Here is a 21,749-nt window from a genome sequence, read left to right on the forward strand (position 1 = left end):
GAAACAGAATTTAGATATAATACGAAGAATTTAGGACAAAATCTTTATCAAAATTTTCTGAAATTGATAAGAGAAAATCCTATTAAAGTATCTTGAGCCATTATTTTTATGCTTTAAATTTCATTTACTAGAACTTTATTTTGCGTTTTTAAGACCTGCCAAAAGCTGTATAAATCAGCATTTAAATTATTTGCAAAAATGCGTTTTTGCCTTTGAGCTAGATAAAGTCCAACGCTTCCACCACCAAAAAATGGCTCTCTAAATTAGCTAAATTCAAACGGAAAAAACGGCACAAGGGTTTTTAATGCCCTGCTTTTACCGCCAGGGTAGCGAAGTGGGGATTTTATAAACTTAGTTTTCATCGTTTATCCAAATTTCAAAATTATTATTTTTAGCTTCTTTATTTAAGGCATTAAGCGTTGTTATTTGGGACTTAGAAAAGCTATGAGAAAGGATGAAAGATTGTAAATTCTCGCTTGGAAGTTTAAAATTTTCTTGCAAGACATTTGAAGTAAGCCTTAAAACTACTTTAAACTTCTTAAAACCTTGAATTTCAAAAAGATTATTATAAATCATAAGTTTTAAAAGACCGTCTTTTATGTCATCATTGCTTGGCAAAAGGGCGTTTTTGCTGTGTTTGCTCTCGCATAAATGCAAAATGTTGTTTTTCACAAAAACATCATCAATGGTAAAAAAATACTGTCCGCCAAGATAATTTTCTATAACGATTTTAGCCTTTTTTCCTACTGCAATTTGCTCTTTTGGTTGCGCGGTTAAAGCTTTTGCGTTTTGTGCTTTTTTGGCTTTTTCACGCGAAAAAGAAATAAATTCATCTTTGTTTTGCGTGATTTTGGCAAGAAATTTATCTATGTTTTGTGGGTTGTGAAGTTTGATTTTTAGGGATTTTGAAATGTTTTCATAGGCATTTTTTGCTAAATTTACGAGCTTTGAAAGCTTTTGGGTGCTAAGTTGATTAAGATTATAATGCAGTGCTGATTGATGATAGTTGCAAAGGTCATTAAGCTCTGATAAAATGTGTTCGTTGTTAAATTTTTGATTTGTGATTTTGCCTTTTAATTTGGGGTGTAGCTGCGCCTTGTCATAAAAAGCTATTATGACATAGACATTCAAAAGGCTCATTAAAGAAACAGTATCAAACTGCAAATAATCCATATCGCCATTTATGCCCTCATCTTTGATAAGCGGAATTATCGTTACGACCTTGTTTGCGGGGCTTGAAAAGGTGTCATAAACCCTTGCATAAGGGTAAGAGCGTGTTCGTTTGGGGCTTACCCACTTGCTTAGGGCAAAGCTTTTATCTTTAAAATTCACAAGGCTTAGGCTTGGCAAGTCGTTAATGTTTGTAAAATTCACGCAAGGCAAGTTCTCAACCCAGCATTTTTGATAAGAAAAATTTGTAAGTTTTGCATTTATCACCCTTGGCACCTCTTTAAATTTTCTTATTATAATGCTTTTTTGCTAAGAAAATTTAAAAAATGACTTCTTCACATATTGTCGTAAGCTTTAAATGACAAATCAACACTTTTTGAAAAAAACCTTTCACAAAAACCCACATCCCAAAAAATTCTCAAAAAATTCAAACCCCCCCTTCACCCCCTATCACTCTTCGCCAAATTACACTCCCTACAAAGCATTTGGCAGTTTGAAAGCTCGGTTCTGCCGCCCTTACTCCAAGGCATTATGTGATCAGCGTGCATAGCCGAAAGCTCCAAAACCTCATTTTCGTGCGGACATTTGACATTCTTTAAGCCCTTGCCTCCGTCCTTTACGCCTCCGCCATTTGCACAAAGTCCCCCCTGTGCCTCATACACTTGCGATTTTTGACTCTCGCTAAAAGCCCTTAAATTCAAATGCTTTTCATTGCGACTTAAAACAAATTCATAAATGCCCCTTTTGCTTGTTACCTCATCATCCATTAAAAGCCTTGAAATTTCAGCTTCAAGCTCGTTTGCATCCAAAGCCTTGTCCTTATAAGCATTATAAAAAAACCCCCATTCAAGCCCCTTCATCTCTTTGCGGTATTTTGTGAATTTCGCCTCAACCCACTCGATTACATTGTTAAAATAAAGCCACAGCTCATCGGCATTTTTTGCCCTCATAGTTTTGTTGTGATTCATATAGCCTTCTATTAGCTTATTATCCCTACTTCCTACCTTCCACGCTATAATTGTTTCAAGGTATTCTTGCCTTATAGCCTCGCCTCTTAAATACCTCCCCCCTCTTTGCTCGGCTAGTGAATTTCTCTTGCTAAAACGTCTTTTTGCATCGCTTAGCCACGCACAAGCATACACAGCATTTCTTAGCTCTTGTTCTGTTAGCTTTTCGCCTGCTATATTGATAGTCCTAAACCACTCTAACTTCTCGCTGTCCTCGCCCTCGCAGATATAAACTTGCAATTTATAGTTTAAAAAGCTCTCTCTTTCATCGCTTGGCATAGTTTCATAATTCATTATAGAACTAGCAAAATTCGCCTTAAAGGTCATCTTTTCAAGGGAAAAATTCACAGCCGCAAATTCACAAATGCTAATTGTCCTTTGCTGTCCGTCAAGCACCTCATACTCAAATTCAGCGTCCTTTTCGGTATTTTTCACCCAATACATAGTATTTAAGGGAAAGCCCCAAAGTATAGTTTGCACAACGGCATTTCTTTGGCTATCCTTATACACAAATTCACGTTGATACTTTGGGCGTATATTTAGCTTGCCATTAAAGGCTACTACCTGTCCGCTTTTCTCATCATTTGCATAGCCTTTGATTAAATCCCTAATGGGAATTTCTTGTAGGGTGATTTTCATTTTTACTCCTTTTTAGAATCTAGTTGATTTATCACGCTCCTTGCGGAGTGTAATCCAAAAATCCCCCTCACTTGCGGAGTGTAATCCAAAATTCCCCCTCCTTTGTTTAAGGTGGCTTACATCTTGTTCCCCCTCCCTTGCGGAGGGGGTTAGGGGGTGGGTAATTTGCGTAGCAAAAAGCAAAAGCCTAGATTTGTCATTTTGAGCCACAGGCGAAAAATCTCTATTTTGAGAATCTTTTGAGATACTTTGGGCTTTGCTATCAGTATGACAAGTCGTATAACTCATTTTTTGTCCTTTTTAGAATCTAGTTGATTTATCACGCTCCTTGCGGAGTGTAATCCAAAATTCCCCCTCCTTTGCGAGAGGATTTTGCCTTTGTTCCCCCCACCTCATTTGCGGAGTGGCAGACGGAGAGAGTCTCCACTGATTCCCCCTCCCTTGCGGAAAATTCAAAAATCCTCCCCCCTTCCTTTGTTTAAGGTGGCTTACATCTTGTTCCCCCTCCCTTGCGGAGCGTTGATTCCAAAGATTCCCCCTCCCTTGCGGAGGGGGTTAGGGGGTGGGTATTTAAGGCATAAGCCTTAAAATATCGCTTTAACAAAGGCAATACTTTATTTATAAGGCAACGCCCTAAAATTTGTCATTTTGAGCCTTTTTGCAAAAAAAGGCGAAAAATCTCTTTCGTTGAGATATTTCGCTACGCTCAATCCGCAGGATTTGCGAACGCTAGACGAAGCAACCATATGACAAAATCTAGGCTTTTGCTTTGAATTTTGCTTTTTGCTACGCAAATTACCCACCCCCTAACCCCCTCCGCAAGGGAGGGGGAACAAAGACAAAATCCTCTCGCAATGGATGGGGAAACAAAGAAAAGCCCCTCCCCTTGCGGGAGGGGTTTGGGGAGGGGTTCTCTCGCAAAGTGAGGGGGAACAAAGACAAAATCCTCTCGCAAGGGAGGGGGAATCAGTGGAGACTCTCTCCGTCTGCTCTCCGCAAGGGATGGGGAATCTTTTGAGATACTTCGGGCTTTGCCCTCAGTATGACAAGTCGTATAACTCATTTTTTGTCCTTTCGTTTAATTAAAATTCTTGCGTATGGGGGCAATAGATATTTGCTATTTTCGCTCGTGTAATAAATTTGATTAAAGGGTAATTTATCCGTCTCTAATGCTAACACGCAATTTATCGCTCCGCCATTTACAACAGAGCCATTTTTTAAATGTTTCTTTGGGCTGATATAATCTTTCGTTGGCGTGAAATTGTCTCGTGAATTTCCAAGTGCTAAAATCTCAAACTGCTCGGGGTTGTATTTATCCAAAAAGGTAATGGGAACGCCCATAACGCCCTCATAATCCATAGGAATTTCAGCCGTTTTATCTACATTTATGGCATTGTAGTTGTCGTATTTTGGGTATTTTTCAGGGGATTTTGAATAAAAATGTATGGTTTCTAGTGGCTCGTGGCGTTGTTTAATGTCTAAATTTGTGAACCAATTAACGCCAGAAACTCGTATCATACCTTCTTTATGGTCGCTTGCAGTTGCGTAGTCTTCGTAGTGGATATTGATAAAATGCCCCGCACCGCCACGAAATCCATAACCTAGCCAAATTTGATTTGCTTTTATGAGCTTAAAAATTTCTTTGTAGGTAATTGCATTTTGATTACCTATAATGAGAAACTTCTTATCAAATTCCATAAGCTGAGCCACATACTCCCGAAAAAGCGAAAAGGGCGGATTTGTAACGACAATGTCAGCTTGTTTTAAAAGCTCAATGCAATCTTTGCTTCTAAAATCCCCAGCATTGTTTGTATCCTCATCCTCTAAGATATCAAAAAGACTTTGCTCTTTTGTGGCTTTGTCAGATTTAAGCTCTGTGGTTTTGCTGTGTAATTTGTGCTTGTTTTTTTCAAAGTTTTCTAAAAGCTCTTGAGTAGGGCTATGCGAGAGAGAGAGAGAGAGAGTAATGATTCAAGCTCGGCAATGCTTGTTTTAGCAGGGTTTGAATGAGATTGTGCATTATGTATGCGTATGCAGTAAGCCTTTTTGGGTGAATCTTCCTTGCTAACTTCTCTAAAATTTTGACTTTTATAGCAAGTGGTAATTAGCTCTTTTAGCCCCAAATGCTTGAAATTTAAGAAAAAATACTTAAAAAAATTACTAGCTAGCGGATCATCGCAGTTGCAATACACCACCTTGTCCTTAAAATGTGCCTTGTAGTGCTTTAACTCGTTTTCAATGTCATTAAGCTGAGTATAAAACTCATCCTTTTTTGCCCTCTTTGCATTTTGCAAATTTACATTTGTGCCTTTGCTTGCTGAATTTGTCTTTGCTGAATTTGTGGAGTTTGGCATTTTGTATCCTTTAAATTTTTGTTATTATAATGCTTTTTTGCTAAGAAAATTTAAAAATTTGTGTTATAAGCTTAAGAATTCACAAACAAAGATCAAAGGGGGATAAATGAGCTTTGAAAAGCATTACGCAGCAGTTTATAGGGCTAAAAGAGGGGGCTTAAAATACCTTAGCGAGCTTGATGAGGTGAGATTAAAAGATTTAGTAGGCATTGAGGAGCAAAAAGAAGCTTTGATGCTTAACACAGAGCGTTTTTTAAATGGCAAAAGCTTTCATCACGCACTTTTATGGGGTGCAAGAGGCACAGGTAAATCAAGTCTGATTAAGGCCGTTTTTAACGAGCTAAAAGAGCAAAATTTGCGTATAGTTCAGCTTGATAAGAGCGATTTAAGTGCCTTGCCAGAGATCATAGACGAGCTTAGGGAATTAGCCTTTAAATTCATCATCTTTTGCGATGATTTTTCCTTTGAGGAAGGAGATCTTAGCTATAAGTTCTTAAAGCCTCTTTTAGAAGGGGGCATAGAAAGGCCGCCCTCAAACATAGTTTTGTATCTAAGCTCAAACCGTCGTCATTTATTGGCTGAATTTCAAAGGGATAACGAGGGGGTGAGTGTAGATGAGGGTGAGCTTCACCTTGGTGATTTAAAAGAGGAAAAATTGAGCTTAAGCGATAGATTTGGGCTTTGGCTTGGCTTTTATCAAGAAAGCCTTGAGGATTATTTAAAAATCGTTGATTTTTATTTCAAGGACAGCGAAATTTTCAAAAAGGACAAAGAAGCCTTGCACACGAGGGCAAAGCACTTTGCCTTGCTTCGAGCAAGTCGTAGCGGACGAGTAGCAAAGCAGTTTTATCTAAGCTTTAAGGATGGTTTAAAATTTTAAGCTTGTTATAAATTTACTTAAATTCACAAAAACAAAGCCTTCTAAGTGCTTGAAGGCAGGTTTTAGGCTGTTGGGGCAAGTGCATAAGTCTTAGTTAATGGTAATGCAAACGGTAAAATCAATGCAAGAAAGGCTTTTTACAAAGAAAAGATGAAAAATGTGTGGGCTAAGAGCTTAGCTATGTAAGCGTGGAGCTAGAGGGTTGGGTAACAAAACACAGATTACAAAGGACGAACTTTCAAGCAAGGTCTGTGTTTTGTAATCCGCAATTTGCATTCTATAATATCCACCCCATAAATCCCTCCGCATAGCATATATCTTATTCTTTAATGGCTTAAAATCAACATTTGATGAGTTCATAAACTCTTAAAGAAGGTGTTTAAGGCTTTTAATCCGTTTTCAGTTAAACCCACCCTATAAATCCCTCTTTGCAAGATAGGGGGGTTATTTGCTAGCACGCTTTGCTAACTCTGCAATGCAAGGGGGAGGATTTTAGCCTTTAAAAATCTTGCTTTGCAAGAGGCTTGTGCTAAGTGCATAAATTATTTAGTGATTCTTTTGTTTGTGCTACACCTTTTATAGTAGCAGGATTTTATAGATTTTTGAAATAATGAAGTTTAAATGGCTAGAATTTTTGTTTCAACTTGTTTAAATTCACATTGTGATTTAATCCTTTTAAGCTTGAATTTCTTTGTGTGTGATGCCAAATTTAAACTCTATGAAAAGAGTTAATCAACCTTCATTTGTTTAAGAACTTTAGCATTTTGGCTTGAATTTAAAGCTTGGGCAAATTAATCCTAGCTTCGTGCCTGAAAGGTTTAATAGCAAGATTTATGGATGATACAATTTAAATAAGCACTTGCAAATTGTGAGAATTTATGAGAGCATTAAAGGCTACATAGCGTATAGGCACTGTGTGCCAAGGGCTTAAATACTGGCTTTAAACAAGGGCTTAAATGCCTTCTAAGGATCTGCAAAAGCATAAAGCAAAGTTTAAATTTGCAAAATAAACTTTAAGAACTTAGTGCTAAATTCAAGCGAACTTGTGTGAGTGCTTGAATTTTGTGTGAATTTAAGCCTTGAATTTGAGGGACAAGGCGAGATTATTAAAATGGTGGCTTTTAAGCGAGTTTATCTTTAAGTTGAGGCTGTGAGTTTTTATTTACTCACTCTTTATAGCAATGACAGCTATGAACTAGGAGAAATATGAGGCACTTAGTCATATTTCTTGAAAACAAGCTTAGTCCTTGTGAATTTTTATGAAATTCACGTTTTGCTGTCATTTTCAATCTAAGCTGTCATTATTAGTATAAGAAGTAAGCAAAGAATTCACAGTTTAAGCTTTTTCTAAGCTAAAAGCGTTTTAAGTTCTAGCTTTTTATATCAAACGAAGTTTATTAAGTGAGATTTTTACCCGGTTTTTATTAGCAATACTTTAGCTTTAATTTTAAGAATGAAGTTTCTTTGATAAAATTTTTTGGCAAGTTACTTAGTTAAAATGATAAAACCGTGGGCTAAGATCAACGCCCTTTAAGCTCTTTTGAGGCTAGCTCTTAGAAGGTTTATAAAACAGTTTTTATAAGTTAAAATTTGTTTCAAACTCAGTTTATAAAACAGTTTTTTATAGCTTAAAATTTGCCTTAAACTCAAAATTCTCATTAAAATTTAAGATCTTTTAAGTTTAATTTGGCTTTTAAATTTAGTCTTTAAGCTAAAATTCACAAAATTTGCCCTTGAATTCAAGGGCTTACAAAGCTATTTTAAATTTAAAATAGCACTTTTAAAATTGCCTCAAGATATTTAATTTGATACAAGATCATTTTCAAATATAAAGAACAAGGCTCAATTAAACTTAAACCAAATTGAAAGGTTTTTAAGTTAACGCCTATGAAAAACAAAAGTCCGTTTCCGAATTTTTGAAAAGAAATTTAGAGAAATTTTGCGTTATTTTTTACTTCGCCTTGTGGCTCGTCCCTTTTCAAGAATTGATTTAGAGGCGAAAAAACGCTCTACTTTGTAAAATTTCACAACAAAGTTTGTGCAAAATTTTCAAAGAAATTTGCATTTTGATAGCCAAAGAATGCGAAAAAATCTCAGCGGTGAAATCGAAGTCGATGAAAGTTATTTTTTGCTTCGTTACACTTGCAACTGCTAGCAGAAGGTGCAAGACGTGGAGCTGGAAAAAAGACACCTGTGTTTTTACTTCGTGCTACGCACTCGTCCCTCTACGAGAAGGGATGCTAAAACGCAATCACACGAGTTTATACGCTCAAACACTTGCTTTGCCAAAGAGTTGCAGTCCATAATAAAGGAATTTTCAGAGCTTAAAGAGAGTGAAATTTACAGGAAAGCTTCAAAGCTTACGGTGCCTTGGTGGATTTTTTGCTTCGTTTTACTCGCAACTTTGCAAGAAGGAGCAAAGGCACATTATAGGGTAAAGCACGCCAAATTTGAGTTTGCAAATGGGCGAAGCCATATCAACGAAATTGTAAATTTCTGGGGCTATGCGAAGTTGACACTTGCTAAATTTCATGGCTAAAAAAGAAAATTTTGTCCTTTACTTAAAAGAAACAAAATTAAGACGAAAAATTTAGGACAAAATCTTTATCAAAATTTACTAAAATTGATAAGAGAAAATCCTATTAAGTTTAATTGAGCCAAGAACAAAATGAAAAATAAATATATGACACACTCTCTAATAAATTTGATTTAAGGCTATTTTACATCCTGTATAAGCTTCCAAACCCCGTCTATATTTACTGTGTAAAAGCTTTTATCTATGATTTGTCCGTTATTTCCTATGCATTCTACGATTAGCTCTGTTACTGTGTCGCTAATTTCCTTGCTTTGAACTATCTTAAATTTCTTAAGCCCTGCTATGCCCTCAAGTTCTTTTTGAAATTTGCTAAATTCTCTTCCAAGCTGCTCTTCTATATCCTTAGAGCTCATATAGCTTTGAATGCTTGAGGGAACATATATGTAAGATCTTGCCTTTCTTAGATCATTTTGCTCCAAGGCCTTTGTATAGCCTTCGCTTACATATTTTGGACTATTTTTAAGGCTACAAGCTGTTATAAAAATGCTTAAAAGCATAAGAGCTAATATTTTTTTCATAAATCCTCCTTAATGAGATCAAAAATTTTATTTTTCAAGTTTGCCTTAAAGGCGCAAAAATCTGCCGACCTTGCAAACTTTTACAAAGCTCTTTTTGAGTGTAAAAATTCAAGCATTTTTAGTTTTTCTTGTAATTTAAGATGATTTTTTCTATGATCTTACTCGTGCTAAAGCCATCCTCAAAATCAATGAGTTTTACCTCTTTTGCAAGCTCTGTACCCACAACTTCCTTACCCTCATAGTCCTTGCCCTTTACCAAAATGTCTGGCTTTAAGGCTTTTATAAGATCAAATGGCGTATCCTCATCAAAAATGACCACAAAATCCACAAAATAAAGACTTGCCAGCAAACAAGCCCTTTGATAGGCCGAATTTATAGGACGAGTTTCACCCTTTAGCCTCTTCACACTTGCATCTGAATTTAAGCCAACAACTAGCAAATCCCCTAAATTCCTCGCCTTTTCAAGGTATTTGATGTGTCCGTAATGCAAAAGATCAAAGCAACCATTTGTAAAAACTAGCCTTTTTTGTGAATTTTTTAGCAAAAGTGCTAATTCATCGCGGTCTTTGATCTTAAATTCAAAGCCGTTTTTTTCATAGCTTTTAAGCTCATCAAAGCTAACAGTTACGCTTCCTACCTTGCTTACCACAACAGCAGCTGCCTTGTTGGCTAGCTCACAAGCTTCTAAAATAGGCACTTTTAAGGCTAGACAAAAGCCAAGCATTGCAATGACAGTATCTCCGGCCCCTGTTACATCAAAAACCTCCCTTGCCTTAGCAGGTGCTATATGCAAATCCTCATCAAAGAGTGCGATGCCAGCTTCTGAAAGGGTTATGAGGGAGTATTTTAAATCAAGCTCATCTTTTAGTCTTTTTATGCCTATTTTGAGATTTTCACCCTCTAAATTTGAGATTTTAAGCGCCTCAATGGCTTCTTTTTTGTTTGGGGTTAAAAGCGTTGCACCTTTGTATTTAGAGTAATCGCTGCCCTTTGGATCAATTAACACAGGGATTTTAAGCTCATTTGCCCTTTTGATGATCTGCTGACACACTTTTTGCGTTAAAACTCCCTTGCCATAATCGCTTAAAACTATGGCTTCATAGTCCTTTGCGATCTTGTCAAACTCAACAAGTAATGCATCTTCAAGGGCTATGTCCTCAACACTTTCATCATCAAGTCTTAAAACCTGCTGAGAGTGTGAGATTATGCGGTTTTTTAGCGATGTAACACGTCCCTTTTGAACAAGCAGTTTCGCGTTTAAATTTGCCTCTAAAAACCTACCAGCCTCATCACCTCCTATAACACTTAAAGCAAAGGCTTTTGCTCCAAGGCTTTTAAGATTTGCATACACATTTGCTGCACCTCCTAGCCTCTTGTCGTTTCGCTTTGTATTCATTATTAGCACGGGTGCTTCAGGACTTACGCGTTTGCACTCGCACCAAATATAATTATCCACCATCAAATCGCCTATTACTAGCACCTTGGGACTTTTGTGTGCTAAGCTATCAAGCATTGATTTCCTTTTCAAAGATTTGTTTAATCTGGGCTACATATGATCTTATGCCCTCTTCAAGACTGAATTTTGAAACGTAGTTAAAATCTGTTTGTGAATTTTTGCCAGCCTGAGTATGAAACTGATAAGCCTTTGTGTAGGGATTTGGGATATACTCATACTCGTAATTTGTGCAAAGTTCCTTTTGAAGTATATCTACTATGTCTGTAAAGCTTCTAGCCTCGAATGTGCCTACATTATAAACCCCACTTTTGGCATCAAGTGCGGCTAAATTTGCACTCACAACATCCTTAACATAAACAAAGTCCCTAAAAATAGCCTCGCTTCCCTCAAACAAACGCGGTCTTTGTCCGCCAAGCATTTGCAAGCCAAATTGCAACACCATTGAGGCTGTTTTATCCTTGAAAAACTCATTTTCCCCATAGACATTAAAGTAACGAAGTCCTACTATGTGGGCTTTGTCATGGTATTTTGCCGCTACTTTGTCCATCATTAGCTTTGAAAAGGCGTAGGGATTTTTGGGGGCTTCATTTCCAACAGTTTGAGGGCTTGGTGCGTCTCCATAAACAGCGGCTGAGCTAGCGTAGATGAGCTTTGCGTTTAAGTCAATTGCTAAAGCTATGAAGTCATAAAAACTGTTTAAATTCGTCTTTAAAATGAGGTTTTGATTGGTCGCGGTGGTATCTGAGATGGCTGCTTGATGAAAGATGATCTCAGGCTTAAAGGCTCTAATCTTAGCTATGCTTGTGCTCTCGCAAATATCTCCCACAAAAAGCTCGCCCTTAAAATCAAGCAAATTTTTATAATGCCCAAAGCTTTGCAAATTACCATTTTCAAAGCGCTCAAAGCTTCGCATTTTATCTACTACTAGCACTTCATTTTTTTCTTGCAAGGCTAGGGCCAAGTTTGAGCCTATAAAGCCAGCCCCGCCCGTTACTACCACCCTCATAATCTTTCCTTAAAATAAGCTATGATTTCGTTTAAATTGCTGAATTTTTTGTAAAAATCATCTTTAAATTCAGGCTTTTTGCCTTGAATTTCACTTGAATACTCAATCTCTTGCTCGTTTTTATTTAAACACAGCCTTCTTTCGTTTTTGCCTTGAAGCTCTTGTGAATTTTCAAGGCTTTTGGCATCTTTTCCTTGAATTTCACTTGAATACTCACATCTTTGACTTGAATTTTCAAGGCTTTTGCCCCTTTTTTCGTAGCCTAAAAATTCACACTCTAAATCTTCTCTTACAAGGCAAAGTGTCCTAATTCCAGCATTTAGTCCGGCCTTCATATCCGTTACATTATCTCCTATTAAAACGCTTTGGCTTAAATCTACATTAAATTCAGCCTGTGCCCTTAAGATCATACCAGGCTTTGGCTTTCTGCACTCGCAATCCTCTAAATGCGGACAGTGATACACTTTTTTAAACTCAATGCCCTTTTTTGCAAACTCGTCAAGCATAAATTTGCTTAAATTTTCAAAGTCTTTTTCACTATAAAAGCCCCTTGCTATTCCTGATTGATTTGTAATCACAAAAAGTGCATAATCCTTTGACAAAAAAAGCTTACAAAGCTCAAAGATCCCCTCTTTAAATTCAAAGTCCTCTATCTTATAAACATAGCTTTTATCAACATTTATGACACCGTCTCTATCCAAAAACAAGGCTCTTTTTTTCATAGACACATTATAATACAAATTTTGTTTAATAATATTTTGAATTTTAAATATTTTTTAAATTTAAACCGCTACAATACTAAACATAAAACCCAAAATAAAGGAAAAGCAATGAAAAAAACTCTTATCATCCTAGCCTGTCTTAGCACCTTTGTGTTTGCCAAAGACGGGGCTACACTTTATAAAAAATGTGCCATTTGCCACGGAGCAAAGGCTGATAAGGTTTATCTAAACAAGGTTAAGGCTCTAAATACCATACCAAGAGAGGAAAGACTTAAAGCCGTAAGGGAATATGCCGCAGGAAAGCTTAATAAATACGGACAAGGTGCTATAATGACTCTAAATCTTAAGGGTTTGACTGAGGCTGATTTTGAGGCTATTGAGGATTATATAGATAGTATAATTAAATGAAGCTTTGCTCTTTTGCCGTTTCAACAGATCTTTTTAAGCTGAATTTTTTTAAGATTTTAATTGGGCTTTGAGGGCTAAATTTTAAAATTTAAGCCACCCTTAACTCTTTCTTATATATTTTAAGCTATCATTAGTAAATTTTAACTGTGAATTTTGCGTAAGCTAAATTCACAAGCTAGGGGCTTAAAATGCGTATAAAATCTTCACACATCCCATATATCACTAATAAAATCGTCCTAGATCTAGCAAATTCCTCCTTTGTTGATATTAAAGATACACTTGATCTGCTAAATCAAACAGCAAAAACCGTGCTTGAAAGCGACACAGCGAAGGAAAAAAGGCTTGACGAGAGGGTTAAGGAGATCTTAGAAGAACAAGAAGAAGAGATGCATTTTATGCAAGTAGATAGAAAAAATATGTTTTGGCTTATCAAAAAAAAGCTAGCACCTGAATTTGAGGTGATCTTTAATAGCGAGGACAGGCACAACCAGCTAGCACATCTTATCTTGCAAGAGCTTATAGAAAATGATTTGATTAATTTTACTGTGAGTGAAAACAGGGTGAAAAATCTCATCTTTTCAGCCATTGAGGAGTATTTAAAAAGCTATGAAAAGATAGAGGATCTAGTCTTTGAAAAGATAGGAAAAATGCAAGAAAATCGCAGTAAAAAGCTAGTAGTAGGCTCTGAGGAGTATGAGCTAATCTTTGAAAGGCTTTACCAAGAGGAGCTTAAAAAAAGGGGTATGCTGTGAGTTTTTCTAGTCTTTTAGGGCTTAATCTTTCTAGCTTTGTAAGCCTTGATAAGATCTTTAAATTTAAGCTTAACAAAAAAGCTCTAAGCTTTTTTTGCAAGCTGCTTGAATTTTTTAAAAAAGAAATTTGCACGAAAACCTCCTTAAAGAATTTGACATTTTTTACTACACAGTTTCAAGGGGTAAGACTATGAAGGCTTATATTTACATAGAAAATGACGTTTTTTTCACCGCAAAGGCTTGCGGGGCAGGCGGGACATATTATGGCGAGCTTGTTTTTAACACCTCTTTAACAGGATATCAAGAAATTATTTCAGACCCTAGCTATGCAGGGCAGTTCATAGTTTTTTCTATGCCAGAACTTGGCATAGTGGGCACAAATGAAAACGATGATGAATGCAAAGAAGTCTTTGCTAGTGGCATTTTAATGAGAAATTTAAACAGCGAGTTTTCAAATTTTAGGGGGCAAATGAGCCTTGATGAATACCTTAAAAAGCGTGGCAAAATAGGACTTTACGAAGTAGATACTCGTGCGCTTGTTAAGATGATAAGGGACTTTGGCAATCTTCGTGCGGTGATTTCTACTGAATTTAAGGACAAAGATGAGCTTAAAAACTTGCTTGAAAAAAGCCCTCGCATAGAGGAGCTAAATCTCGTGGCAAAGGTCAGCACCAAAAAGCCTTACAAGCACAGCTTTGGTGTCTGGGATAGCGTGAGCTTAGCTTACAAAAAGGGCGAGAAAGCCAAAAAGAAAGTTGTCGTTTTAGATTATGGTGTCAAAAAAAACATACTCAATGAGCTTGTAGAATGTGGCTTGGAGGTAGAGGTGTTGCCACACAGCACGAAAGCGGACGAGCTTATAGCAAGATTTAACAAGGGCGAAATTCAAGGGATTTTCTTATCAAATGGACCGGGCGAGCCAAAGATGCTAAAAGATGAAATAAACGAGCTAAAAAAGCTCATAAAGGCTAAAATTCCAATGCTTGGCATTTGCCTAGGGCATCAGCTTTTAAGCAATGCCTTTGGTTATGAAACCTATAAGATGAAATTCGGGCAACACGGAGCAAATCACCCTGTGCTTCATCAGCAAAGCAAGGTTGTAGAAATAACCGCGCAAAATCACAACTACAATGTGCCTGAGAGCATTTGCGAGGTAGCCACTATAACACACCGCAATCTTTTTGGCGACAATGTCGAAGGCGTGGTGTATAAGGACTATCCCATCATTTCCGTGCAGCATCACCCTGAAAGCTCAAGCGGTCCGCACGAGAGTAAATATATCTTTAACGAATTTGTTAAGCTGCTGTGAATTTTGACATTTTAGCGACAGTAAGCGTGGCACTGCTTTCTAGCTTTTCGCATTGTTATGCGATGTGCGGGGGCTTTAATATAGCCTTTTTGCGTTTAAATTCAGCTTCAAATGACGAAAATGTGGGCGTAAATTCAAATGAAAACTCACAAAATTCAACAAATTCAAACAAAAATTCACAAAATACCGAAAATTCAAGTTTAAAATCAAACTCACAAAATGTAAGAAATTCAAGCTTAAATTCAATAAATTTAAACAAAAATTTAACAATTTTAAATTTAAATTCAAAACAAGACACTCAAAATTCAACAATTTCAAAGTTAAATTCAGCCCCAAGCAGTTCTACAATTTTAAATTCAAAGCAAAACTTGCAAGATTTGGCAATTTTAAATTCAACACAAAATTTTCAAAATGTCAAAAAGTTTAGCTTAAATTCAAGCTCAAAACAAGGCACTCAAAATTCAACGAATTCAGCCCCAATGTCAAGTAACTTAAATGCTACAAATTCAAATTCAAACAAAAATTCACAAAATACCGAAAATTTCATAAATTCAAGTTTAAATTCAGTCCCAAGCAAGGCATATTTGACAAATTTAAATTCAACAAAAATCTCTCAAAATAACAAAAATTCAACAACTTCAAGCCAACACTCAAAAACACCAAGCATTAAATTCACACTAAGCCTTACTTATCATATATTTAGGGTTTTGGCATATATGCTTTTGGGCGTGATTTTTGGAGCATTTGGAAATGTTTTGAGCTTTTTAAACAAGGGAATTTTCTTTTTTGTTTTGGGAATTTTTATGGTGCTTTTGGGACTATCCTTGAATTTTAGGGGGCAGTTTTTGGCATTTTTTGAAAATCCTTTCTTTTTTAATTTATTTGCGAAAAAAATGTGGCAAAGGCTGAATTTCAAAGGCTATAAAAGTGCTGTGGTTTTGGGCTTTTGCAACGGCTTTGTGCCTTGTGGGCTTGTTTATTTTTATCTAGCTTTGGCGATGAGCCAAGATAGCCTCATTCAAAGTGCTTTCATAATGCTAGTATTTGGGGCTTGCACCCTGCCCGCACTTCTTTTTTTTAACGAGGCTTTTAGCCTTTTGCAAGGGATTTTTGGGGACAGATTTCAGGTTTGGTGGACAAAAATTTCATATTTTATTATAATTTTATATGGGATTTATCTTGCATATTTGGGGGTTAGCTTAACTAGATGAGAGAGGATTTAGCAGGGCTTTTGAAAAAGATTCAAAAGACTATGATTTACTCAAAGACGGATTTAAACGGCGTGATTTTAGAGCTTAGCTCTGCTTTTTGTAAGATCAGTGGATATAGCAAAAAAGAGCTAATAGGCAAGAAACATAGTATCTTAAAGCATCCTGATATGCAAGATAGCAATTTTGCTAAGCTTTGGAAGAGCATAAAAGAAAAAAGACCCTACCGCATACTCTTTAAAAACATAGCCAAAAACGGCAAAATCTTTTATCTTGATAGCCTCATTATCCCCATTTTTAACGAAAAAAACGAAGTTTGTGCCTATGCTAGTTTTGCTTATGATTTAAGCAAGTTTTTTTCTTTAAATGAGGAATTAATGGAGAGTAAAAAAAAGATAGAGCAGATGAATGAGCATTTTGAGCAAATGATGCTTTATTATCAAAAAAATCTCTATGAAAAAAAGATGAGCATAAAAGAGGAGCTTTCCTCAAATTTTAAAAATAGCGAGGAAAGCCTAAAAAAAATTCAAAAAGAAAGCCTAGATCTATCCATCAAAGAGGTGCTTTCAAATTTAGCACATCAGTGGAGACAGCCTCTAAGTGAGCTTGGGCTTTTGCTTTTTAAGATGAAACAAGACTTAAAAGATGAGCAAAAATTTGAAGAAAATTACGAGGAGTGCAAAAAAACCCTTAAAAAAATGTCAGCTCATATAGATGAGTTTATATCTTCTTCAAGAAGCTTTCAAAGATCATTTTCTTTGATGGAGGCTTTACAAGAAGCTCAAAATATAAGCTTTGAGCGACTTCAAAATCAAGGAGTTCAAATTCATCTAAGCTCAAAAAAAGATTATAAGATTTTAGGAGATGAGAAGGATTTGGTGAGGGTGTTTTTTAATCTTTTTATGAATTCAGTTGATGCTTATGGGAAGAAAAAACACAAGGATATTTTTGTAAGTCTTAGTGAGTTTGGTAAGAATTATGTTAAAATAACTGTTAGGGATAGAGCTGGTGGAATTTTGTTCTTGGATAAGGTTTTTCAGCCCTTTTGGACTACAAAATACCCAGTTCAAGGCGCAGGACTTGATCTCTTTTTTAGCAAACAGCTCATAGAAAATATGCAAGGACAAATTAAGGTTAGCAACGACAAAAAAGGTGCTTGCTTTAATATCTATCTAAGACAAGACAAGGAAGAAACAAAATGAAAAATCTAACTTTGATGATAGTTGAGGATGAGGACAAGCTAAGAGAGGGTCTAAGTAAGGCTTTGAGTGAGTTTTTCTTAAAGATCATCACCGCCAAAAACGGAGATGAGGGGCTTAAGAAATTTAAAAAATTTAATCCTGACATCATCATAACAGACATCTTAATGCCCATAGTTGATGGGCTTGATATGGCAAAGGAGATCAAGAAAATTTCCAAACAAACCCCTATAATTGTTCTCTCAGCCTACTCAGAAAAGGATAGGCTTTTGCGTGCCATTGATGCTGGGATTGATAAGTATTTGATTAAGCCCATTGATGTGGATGAGCTTTTGCGCATTATAGAGCTTTTCAAGGATGAAAAAATGCAGCAAAACAATATCACTGTAATCAACGAGCATTATAAATTCGACAAGATCAAAAGGGTTTTAATTAAAGATGATGAGGAAATTTCTTTGACAAAAAAAGAACTAGCCTTTATATCCTTGCTTTTAAAGCAAGCTGGAGCCTTGATCTTGCACGAGGAGATTAGAAAAAACATTTGGACCAGCGAAACAGTAAGCGATACAGCCATAAGAACCTTTATTAAGAGGATTAAAGACAAGGTGGGAGGAGATGATCTTATAAAAAATGTCCCAGGACTTGGCTACAAGATAAATTTATAGGCTTTTTGAGATGCTAAGCTAAGTAAGTAGGCTTAGATTTAAGGCTCAATTAAATTTAATAGGATGTTCTCTTATCAATTTTAATAAATTTTGATGAGAATATTGCCTTAAATTTTTTGTATTAATTTTGTTTCTTTTAAGTGAAGGATAAAATTTTCTTTTAGCCTTTAAATTTGGCAAGTGTCAACTTCGCAAAGCCTCTTCTACTACGCAGCTACAAGAGTGCGAAGTAAAAAAATTCGCAATTTCGTTTATCTGCTTGTGTCCCTTTGCAAACTCGTTTTTAGAGTGTTTTACCCTGTAATGTGCCTTTGCTCCTTCTTGCAAAGTTGCAAGTAAAACTAAGCAAAAATCCACCAAGCCACCGTAGGCTTTGAAGCTTTCCTAAAATTGTGGTTTTTCTACATCTGCAAAGTCCCTTATAATAGGTAGTATCTCTTTCGCAGAGCAAGTGTTTGAGCGTATAAACGCAAATCTCGCGTTTCAACAAGCCTTTTGCTTGCAGCTACAAGAGTGCGAAGTAAAAACTTTTGCGACCAGCCTAACGCCTACGTTTGCCACGCACACCACCGAAATAACTTTCATCAACTTCAACCACTAATTTTAGAAAGCTTCTCGTATTCTTTTACGATTAAAATGCGAAGATCTTTGAAAATTTTACACAAACTTTGATGAGGCATTTGACAAAGTAGAGCATTTTTTGCCTCTAAATCAATTCCCCAAAAATTACAAGAGGCTTAACGAAGTAAAAAATAACGCAAAATTCCTTAAATTATATCTGCGAAATTTGGGAACAGACCTTTGTTTTTCATAGGACTTAGCTTAAAAACCCTTTGGTTTAAGTTTAATTGAGCCTATTTAAATATTTCAGCTAAAAGTATTAACTGTCTTTGTTATCTTAGAAGAAACTGGGTGTTTTCGCAAAACAAATTCACAAATTCTAGCTGCTTCGCAAAACATTCACAAATTTGAGTGTTTGCACAAAAAATTCACGCAATAAATTCACAAGTTAATGGTATTTTTGCAAAAAAATTCACAAGTTAAAAATAAATGATAAAAATTCACTTATTTGTGTGAATTTTAAGCTGATTGATATTTTGAGCTTAAAATTAGCTATGCGTGAATTTTTAAGCATCTTCTTTGCAATTTACAATTAGAAATTAATACAAAAAATCCCACGAAACTTTAAAAAATTTGCAAATATGTCTAGTGCTTGATATTTTTAGCTAAACTTAGCTAGGATTTTCCTAAGCCATTTTAACAAAGCCTTATATAAGGTTTCATTCTTAATATTAGAGCTAACTTCACCCTATTTCAAATGCGTGAAAAATTCCCTTGCCTTAAATTTAGCTAAGTTAGTTCTTGCAAGGTCCTTTTTACTACTCAGTTGCAAGAGCACGAAGTAAAAACATTCACAATTTCGTTTATATGCTTGTGTCCCTTTGCAAACTTGTTTTTAGAGTGTTTTACTCTGTAATGTACCTTTGCTCCTTCTTGCAAAGTTGCAAGACAAAACGAAGCAAAATCCACCAAGCCACCGTAGTTTTAAAATTATTGCTGTAAATTTCACACTCGTTAATCTTAGCAAAATCCCATATAATCTGCACTAACTTAGTCGCCAAGCAATGTTAAGCACTTGCGTATAAACGCATTGCTTGTGCCGGGCCTTACAAGTTTAAAAATCCCATTTAAAAAATTTGCAAATATTTTTAAATTTGTGTAAAATATTTGTTTCAAAACGAGACTTTGAATTTAAAAAGACACTTAAATTTGTAATGCTTAGTCCTTGTGAGAAGTAAGACAAAACAATTTTAGCTTTTTGATAAAGCAAAAACGATAAGTTTAAATGTAAAGTAAGACTAAAGAGCCTTTACAAATGCTTGTTTTAGCAAACACTAGCTTTAAAAGAAAAAGGGATAAGATGAAAAAAACTTTTTTAGATTTAAAATACAAAAAATTCACACAAAAGGGTTTCATTTGCATCTTTAATATAGATCAAAATTTAAAAGCCAAGATAACCCCCCCCCCCCACATTTCAACGCAGTTTCAAAAATTCTTTCTTGTAGCCTTATTTTTATCTAATTTTTTCTTATCAAAAACTACAAAACCCTTAAAATTCACAAGGCTTTATTTTTGCTTAAACACTCAAATCCTTAGCACTTATCTTTTATCGAGGCTTCAAAGCATATTTTGCATAAAAGCTCAAAAATATTTCAAAATTTTCTACACATTACAACCTTCATACCCTTTCTTTTGCTTTCAATCAGCACAAACTGATAAATTTACAAGGAGGAAACTATGATTTCTACTAAACTACTTCATTTTCTCACCCTTTGTGGTGTTTTGTTGCTCCTAAGTGCTTGCGTGGGCCAAATTCCATACACAGTAACCCCTCTTAAAGACGAGGCAAAGGCTGTGATCTTTACCCAGTCTAAGCCCTCTGGTTGCTTGTTTATAGGTGAGCAAGAAGGCACTGCTAGGCAAATTCAAGGACTATCCCCAGCCCAATTTGCAGACAAGGAGCTTTTGCGCGAGAGTGCAAGAAATGATCTTCGCAACAATGTCTTGCCCTTAATTAATCTAGGCAAGGAAAAGCGCTTTTTAATCCATGTTGAAAAAGAACTTTGCAAGATCACAACAGGGGTTGAAAAAAATTGCGACAATGTCATAACCCAGCCTGCACTCTTGTCGTTTCAAGCAGTGGAATTCACAAGTGCTGTTAAGATCACAGGTGGAATTTACGAGTGCAGATGGTAGCTTAGTCAAAGGGTAGCCCTTTAAAGCTATCTAAGCTTCTTTCTCAAAGGGCAGCCCTTTTAAAAGTTATATAAGCTTCTTTTAAGCTTAAATTTAAAGCCTTTATGCTAAGGCTTGTTATAAATACAAGTTTATACTTTTTCAAAACACAGTCAAAACATATTCAAAACACATATAAATTTTACTAGCTCAATAAATCTCTTCTTAAATTTTAAGATCAATCTAAGGTAAATTCAAACAAAAAAACATTAAATTATGATTTTAGCAAAGCACTATGCTAGCTTTGTTAAATTTACAAGAAAGATCCTTTGTGAATTTAAGAACAAAGCGAGAGAAAAAGGGACTGTAAATTTTAAAAGGAGAGCTTGATCTTGCATTTGAAAGAAAATTTAAAACTAAGATGCAAATTTCAAGCAAACTTTGCATAAGATCTTGTTAAAAAGAGGAAGATATATTTAACTTGGATTTAAGCTAGAATTTTATCCATTGTTTAGAGAGCCTTGAATTTTTAAGCCCTTAATTTATAAAACTATTTTATAAAAAACATTGATTTTAGAACACCACCTTTTTATCAAAGAAATTTTATTTGCAAAAAAAGCTAGGCTTTTAATTTTAGTAAAAGCCAAGAATTCACATTTTATCGTTGTAAATTTGCAAAGAAAACGAAGAAATTCTTGTGTGAAATATTTTTTCTTGCAAGAAATTGCAACTCTTAATTTAGTATGACAAAGGCTTTAAAATATAAAATACATCAAAGATATAAATTCAAGGTCCTTTTATAAAAAGCCTTGAATTTTTAAGTCCTTTTAACAGTAAAAAACATATCTATCTTGGTGAAAGTTAATATTTTTTATCTTAACTATGCTATAATTAAGGCTTATTTTATTTTAAGGATAAAAGATGAAAAAAGAACTTCACCCTGAATTTGTCGAGTGCAAGGTAAGTTGTGCTTGCGGAAATTCCTTCATTACAAGATCAAATAAGCCTGAATTAAAGCTAGATCTTTGCTCAAACTGCCATCCTTTCTTTACAGGAAGTGAAAAAATAGTAGATTCTGCTGGACGAGTAGAGAAATTTAAGAAAAAATACGCGATGAATTAAGC

At 35.5% G+C, this 21,749-nt stretch carries 24 protein-coding genes and 4 pseudogenes; 12 read left to right on the forward strand and 16 right to left on the reverse strand.

The features are described 5' to 3' along the window. Positions 1 to 96: pseudogene (locus tag DMC01_RS14820) on the forward strand (IS1595 family transposase); the annotation flags it as partial. Between the two features lie 17 nt (positions 97 to 113). Here DMC01_RS14820 and DMC01_RS16445 read toward each other — a convergent pair. From DMC01_RS16445 to DMC01_RS03865, 8 genes and pseudogenes are all read right to left on the reverse strand, one after another. Continuing rightward, a pseudogene (locus DMC01_RS16445) lies at positions 114 to 251 on the reverse strand (DNA adenine methylase); the annotation flags it as partial. A gap of 100 nt (positions 252 to 351) precedes the next feature. Then, a complete protein-coding gene (locus tag DMC01_RS03840; protein ID WP_142692959.1) occupies positions 352 to 1,446 on the reverse strand; it encodes a hypothetical protein in 1,095 nt (364 codons plus the stop codon). Between the two features lie 164 nt (positions 1,447 to 1,610). Beyond that, positions 1,611 to 2,816 carry a GmrSD restriction endonuclease domain-containing protein gene (locus DMC01_RS03845; protein WP_142692960.1) on the reverse strand — a complete coding sequence of 402 codons (1,206 nt, stop codon included), beginning with the start codon at positions 2,814 to 2,816 and terminating at the stop codon, positions 1,611 to 1,613. Between the two features lie 12 nt (positions 2,817 to 2,828). Continuing rightward, positions 2,829 to 3,104 (reverse strand): hypothetical protein, encoded by a 276-nt coding sequence (locus tag DMC01_RS03850; RefSeq protein WP_142692961.1) that lies wholly within the window; start codon positions 3,102 to 3,104, stop codon positions 2,829 to 2,831. Positions 3,105 to 3,294: 190 nt separating this feature from the next. After that, a complete protein-coding gene (locus DMC01_RS15810; RefSeq protein ID WP_282432246.1) occupies positions 3,295 to 3,420 on the reverse strand; it encodes a hypothetical protein in 126 nt (41 codons plus the stop codon). Positions 3,421 to 3,522: 102 nt separating this feature from the next. Then, positions 3,523 to 3,879 carry a hypothetical protein gene (locus tag DMC01_RS03855; protein WP_142692962.1) on the reverse strand — a complete coding sequence of 119 codons (357 nt, stop codon included), beginning with the start codon at positions 3,877 to 3,879 and terminating at the stop codon, positions 3,523 to 3,525. Then, positions 3,876 to 4,787, reverse strand: a complete 912-nt coding sequence (locus tag DMC01_RS03860) for an adenine-specific methyltransferase EcoRI family protein (RefSeq protein ID WP_142692963.1) — start codon at positions 4,785 to 4,787, stop codon at positions 3,876 to 3,878. The genes DMC01_RS03855 and DMC01_RS03860 overlap by 4 nt, the downstream gene beginning before the upstream one ends. Next, positions 4,736 to 5,170 carry an adenine-specific methyltransferase EcoRI family protein gene (locus DMC01_RS03865; RefSeq protein WP_142692964.1) on the reverse strand — a complete coding sequence of 145 codons (435 nt, stop codon included), beginning with the start codon at positions 5,168 to 5,170 and terminating at the stop codon, positions 4,736 to 4,738. Before DMC01_RS03865 ends, DMC01_RS03860 begins: the two co-directional genes overlap by 52 nt. A 106-nt stretch (positions 5,171 to 5,276) precedes the next feature. Between DMC01_RS03865 and DMC01_RS03870 the strand changes: the two genes are divergently transcribed. Continuing rightward, entirely contained in the window at positions 5,277 to 6,050 is a 774-nt protein-coding gene (locus DMC01_RS03870) for an ATP-binding protein (RefSeq protein WP_142692965.1), read from the forward strand. A gap of 174 nt (positions 6,051 to 6,224) precedes the next feature. On the opposite strand, the gene DMC01_RS03875 is transcribed toward DMC01_RS03870, so the two are convergent. Further along, positions 6,225 to 6,410, reverse strand: coding sequence for a hypothetical protein (locus DMC01_RS03875; protein WP_142692966.1), 186 nt, complete (start codon positions 6,408 to 6,410; stop codon positions 6,225 to 6,227). A gap of 1,552 nt (positions 6,411 to 7,962) precedes the next feature. Here DMC01_RS03875 and DMC01_RS16450 point away from each other — a divergent pair. Beyond that, positions 7,963 to 8,706, forward strand: a pseudogene (locus DMC01_RS16450) (IS1595 family transposase). Positions 8,707 to 8,765: 59 nt separating this feature from the next. Here DMC01_RS16450 and DMC01_RS03885 read toward each other — a convergent pair. The 4 genes and pseudogenes from DMC01_RS03885 to DMC01_RS14830 form a co-directional block, all read right to left on the reverse strand. Continuing rightward, the gene (locus DMC01_RS03885; RefSeq protein ID WP_142692967.1) at positions 8,766 to 9,164 is read right to left on the reverse strand and encodes a DUF4878 domain-containing protein; all 399 of its coding nucleotides are present in this window, start codon (positions 9,162 to 9,164) and stop codon (positions 8,766 to 8,768) included. A gap of 118 nt (positions 9,165 to 9,282) precedes the next feature. Next, on the reverse strand, positions 9,283 to 10,677 hold the full coding sequence (gene rfaE1 / locus DMC01_RS03890; RefSeq protein WP_142692968.1) for a D-glycero-beta-D-manno-heptose-7-phosphate kinase: 1,395 nt from the start codon (positions 10,675 to 10,677) through the stop codon (positions 9,283 to 9,285). Further along, positions 10,670 to 11,626 (reverse strand): ADP-glyceromanno-heptose 6-epimerase, encoded by a 957-nt coding sequence (gene rfaD / locus DMC01_RS03895; RefSeq protein WP_142692969.1) that lies wholly within the window; start codon positions 11,624 to 11,626, stop codon positions 10,670 to 10,672. The genes rfaE1 and rfaD overlap by 8 nt, the downstream gene beginning before the upstream one ends. A 281-nt stretch (positions 11,627 to 11,907) precedes the next feature. Beyond that, a pseudogene (locus DMC01_RS14830) lies at positions 11,908 to 12,348 on the reverse strand (D-glycero-alpha-D-manno-heptose-1,7-bisphosphate 7-phosphatase); the annotation flags it as partial. Positions 12,349 to 12,456: 108 nt separating this feature from the next. Here DMC01_RS14830 and DMC01_RS03905 point away from each other — a divergent pair. The 7 genes from DMC01_RS03905 to DMC01_RS03935 all read left to right on the forward strand — a co-directional run bounded on the left by DMC01_RS03905 (position 12,457) and on the right by DMC01_RS03935 (position 17,889). Further along, entirely contained in the window at positions 12,457 to 12,756 is a 300-nt protein-coding gene (locus tag DMC01_RS03905; RefSeq protein WP_142692971.1) for a c-type cytochrome, read from the forward strand. Positions 12,757 to 12,944: 188 nt separating this feature from the next. Continuing rightward, positions 12,945 to 13,508, forward strand: a complete 564-nt coding sequence (locus DMC01_RS03910; protein ID WP_142692972.1) for a DUF507 family protein — start codon at positions 12,945 to 12,947, stop codon at positions 13,506 to 13,508. Continuing rightward, positions 13,505 to 13,702, forward strand: coding sequence for a hypothetical protein (locus tag DMC01_RS03915; protein WP_142692973.1), 198 nt, complete (start codon positions 13,505 to 13,507; stop codon positions 13,700 to 13,702). Before DMC01_RS03910 ends, DMC01_RS03915 begins: the two co-directional genes overlap by 4 nt. After that, complete coding sequence (gene carA / locus DMC01_RS03920; RefSeq protein ID WP_142692974.1) at positions 13,699 to 14,817, forward strand: glutamine-hydrolyzing carbamoyl-phosphate synthase small subunit; 1,119 nt, start codon at positions 13,699 to 13,701, stop codon at positions 14,815 to 14,817. The genes DMC01_RS03915 and carA overlap by 4 nt, the downstream gene beginning before the upstream one ends. Continuing rightward, the gene (locus DMC01_RS16455) at positions 14,814 to 16,028 is read left to right on the forward strand and encodes an urease accessory protein UreH domain-containing protein (protein WP_142692975.1); all 1,215 of its coding nucleotides are present in this window, start codon (positions 14,814 to 14,816) and stop codon (positions 16,026 to 16,028) included. Before carA ends, DMC01_RS16455 begins: the two co-directional genes overlap by 4 nt. After that, positions 16,025 to 17,227 (forward strand): PAS domain-containing sensor histidine kinase, encoded by a 1,203-nt coding sequence (locus DMC01_RS03930; RefSeq protein ID WP_142692976.1) that lies wholly within the window; start codon positions 16,025 to 16,027, stop codon positions 17,225 to 17,227. The genes DMC01_RS16455 and DMC01_RS03930 overlap by 4 nt, the downstream gene beginning before the upstream one ends. Beyond that, positions 17,224 to 17,889, forward strand: coding sequence for a response regulator transcription factor (locus DMC01_RS03935; RefSeq protein WP_142692977.1), 666 nt, complete (start codon positions 17,224 to 17,226; stop codon positions 17,887 to 17,889). Before DMC01_RS03930 ends, DMC01_RS03935 begins: the two co-directional genes overlap by 4 nt. Positions 17,890 to 18,072: 183 nt before the next feature. Here DMC01_RS03935 and DMC01_RS13210 read toward each other — a convergent pair whose 3' ends face one another. Together DMC01_RS13210 and DMC01_RS13215 are read right to left on the reverse strand one after the other, a co-directional pair. Beyond that, complete coding sequence (locus DMC01_RS13210) at positions 18,073 to 18,246, reverse strand: hypothetical protein (RefSeq protein ID WP_185908676.1); 174 nt, start codon at positions 18,244 to 18,246, stop codon at positions 18,073 to 18,075. A 1,026-nt stretch (positions 18,247 to 19,272) separates the two neighbouring features. Further along, on the reverse strand, positions 19,273 to 19,419 hold the full coding sequence (locus DMC01_RS13215) for a hypothetical protein (protein WP_185908678.1): 147 nt from the start codon (positions 19,417 to 19,419) through the stop codon (positions 19,273 to 19,275). 768 nt (positions 19,420 to 20,187) lie between these two features. Here DMC01_RS13215 and DMC01_RS03940 point away from each other — a divergent pair. Next, complete coding sequence (locus tag DMC01_RS03940; protein WP_142692978.1) at positions 20,188 to 20,646, forward strand: DUF4156 domain-containing protein; 459 nt, start codon at positions 20,188 to 20,190, stop codon at positions 20,644 to 20,646. Positions 20,647 to 20,907: 261 nt separating this feature from the next. On the opposite strand, the gene DMC01_RS13220 is transcribed toward DMC01_RS03940, so the two are convergent. Then, on the reverse strand, positions 20,908 to 21,072 hold the full coding sequence (locus tag DMC01_RS13220) for a hypothetical protein (protein ID WP_185908680.1): 165 nt from the start codon (positions 21,070 to 21,072) through the stop codon (positions 20,908 to 20,910). 474 nt (positions 21,073 to 21,546) lie between these two features. On the opposite strand from DMC01_RS13220, the gene rpmE reads away from it, so the two are divergent. Continuing rightward, entirely contained in the window at positions 21,547 to 21,747 is a 201-nt protein-coding gene (gene rpmE, locus DMC01_RS03945; protein ID WP_142692979.1) for a 50S ribosomal protein L31, read from the forward strand. Positions 21,748 to 21,749: the final 2 nt, after the last annotated feature.

Source organism: Campylobacter troglodytis (assembly GCF_006864425.1).
In the GTDB taxonomy this organism is placed as follows: domain Bacteria; phylum Campylobacterota; class Campylobacteria; order Campylobacterales; family Campylobacteraceae; genus Campylobacter_D; species Campylobacter_D troglodytis.

Coding starts and splice junctions, on each gene's coding strand:
- DMC01_RS03870 (WP_142692965.1), top strand. CDS start 5,277: ATGAGCTTTGAAAAGCATTACGCAGCAGTTTATAGGGCTAAAAGAGGG.
- rfaE1 (WP_142692968.1), bottom strand. CDS start 10,677: ATGCTTGATAGCTTAGCACACAAAAGTCCCAAGGTGCTAGTAATAGGC.
- DMC01_RS03940 (WP_142692978.1), top strand. CDS start 20,188: ATGATTTCTACTAAACTACTTCATTTTCTCACCCTTTGTGGTGTTTTG.
- DMC01_RS03905 (WP_142692971.1), top strand. CDS start 12,457: ATGAAAAAAACTCTTATCATCCTAGCCTGTCTTAGCACCTTTGTGTTT.
- DMC01_RS03875 (WP_142692966.1), bottom strand. CDS start 6,410: ATGAACTCATCAAATGTTGATTTTAAGCCATTAAAGAATAAGATATAT.
- carA (WP_142692974.1), top strand. CDS start 13,699: ATGAAGGCTTATATTTACATAGAAAATGACGTTTTTTTCACCGCAAAG.
- DMC01_RS03910 (WP_142692972.1), top strand. CDS start 12,945: ATGCGTATAAAATCTTCACACATCCCATATATCACTAATAAAATCGTC.
- DMC01_RS03850 (WP_142692961.1), bottom strand. CDS start 3,104: ATGAGTTATACGACTTGTCATACTGATAGCAAAGCCCAAAGTATCTCA.
- DMC01_RS13220 (WP_185908680.1), bottom strand. CDS start 21,072: ATGCAAAGTTTGCTTGAAATTTGCATCTTAGTTTTAAATTTTCTTTCA.
- DMC01_RS03855 (WP_142692962.1), bottom strand. CDS start 3,879: ATGAGTTATACGACTTGTCATACTGAGGGCAAAGCCCGAAGTATCTCA.
- DMC01_RS03865 (WP_142692964.1), bottom strand. CDS start 5,170: ATGCCAAACTCCACAAATTCAGCAAAGACAAATTCAGCAAGCAAAGGC.
- rpmE (WP_142692979.1), top strand. CDS start 21,547: ATGAAAAAAGAACTTCACCCTGAATTTGTCGAGTGCAAGGTAAGTTGT.
- DMC01_RS03935 (WP_142692977.1), top strand. CDS start 17,224: ATGAAAAATCTAACTTTGATGATAGTTGAGGATGAGGACAAGCTAAGA.
- DMC01_RS03885 (WP_142692967.1), bottom strand. CDS start 9,164: ATGAAAAAAATATTAGCTCTTATGCTTTTAAGCATTTTTATAACAGCT.
- DMC01_RS03930 (WP_142692976.1), top strand. CDS start 16,025: ATGAGAGAGGATTTAGCAGGGCTTTTGAAAAAGATTCAAAAGACTATG.
- DMC01_RS03845 (WP_142692960.1), bottom strand. CDS start 2,816: ATGAAAATCACCCTACAAGAAATTCCCATTAGGGATTTAATCAAAGGC.
- rfaD (WP_142692969.1), bottom strand. CDS start 11,626: ATGAGGGTGGTAGTAACGGGCGGGGCTGGCTTTATAGGCTCAAACTTG.